Genomic DNA, 854 nt, shown 5'->3' with positions numbered 1-854 from the left:
AGCGCTCGATTCCAGTCCTCGCACCATCAATGCTGGAAAACAAAAGATCGAAATACTCAGTGACATCGAGGCCATCCGCACGAACCGAGAAGGTTCCCGCCTGTGGAACGACCGGATCCGGCTCAGGCGGTTGCGGCAGGAATTTCCAGATCCCAATACCCACACTTGCGAGCATCAGAACGGCGGCGATCATGGCCACCTTGAGGCCCTTTCCCTTTTGGGGTTGTGAAGCGACCTGCTGCGCCCCTGCCTTCGCCTGGGCCTGCTTGGCGCTCTTCGACTGCTTCGCCTTGGCAAGCGCCTGCTGCTTCTCCGCAGCCCGCTGCGCCTTGGCTGCCCGACGCGCGTCCGCTGCCTTCTGCTTCTCAGCGGCGAGGCGAGCCTTCACGGCCTCGCGCTCCTCTTGGACTTTGCGCTTCGCCTGAGCTTTCCGGGTGGCCTCCTCCTTGGCTTTGAGAGCTGCCTGTTCCCTCGCCTTGCGTGCGGCCTCCTCCTTGGCTTGGCGAGCCGCTTCTTCCTTGGCTTTTCGGGCAGCCTGGTTCTCAGCCTCACGCTCAGCTTTCTCCTTGGCTTTGCGGGCTGCTTCCTCTCCCGCCTTGCGCTTCTGCTCTGCCTTGCGCTTCTCTTCGGCTTTACGCTCCTCCTCCGCCTTTCGCTCGTCCTCTGCCTTCCGCGCCTCTTCCGCCCTGCGCGCCTCTTCCGCCTTGCGCTCCTCCTCCGCCTTTCGCTCCTCTTCCGCCTTGCGCTCCTCTTCCGCCTTGCGCTCCTCTTCCGCCCTGCGCTCCTCTTCCGCCCTGCGCTCCTCTTCCGCCCTGCGCTCCTCTTCCGCCCTGCGCTCCTCTTCCGCCCTGCGC

Annotated in this window: 1 pseudogene; it reads right to left on the bottom strand. The window is 64.4% G+C overall.

The window, feature by feature from the left end:
• A pseudogene (locus ACG2LG_RS23990) lies at positions 1 to 854 on the bottom strand (hypothetical protein); the annotation flags it as partial.

This window comes from Haloferula sp. A504, from assembly GCF_044385805.1.
GTDB lineage: Bacteria > Verrucomicrobiota > Verrucomicrobiia > Verrucomicrobiales > Akkermansiaceae > Haloferula.
The sequence above is the reverse complement of the archived record's forward strand: the minus strand, read 5'-3'. Positions and strand labels throughout refer to the sequence as shown.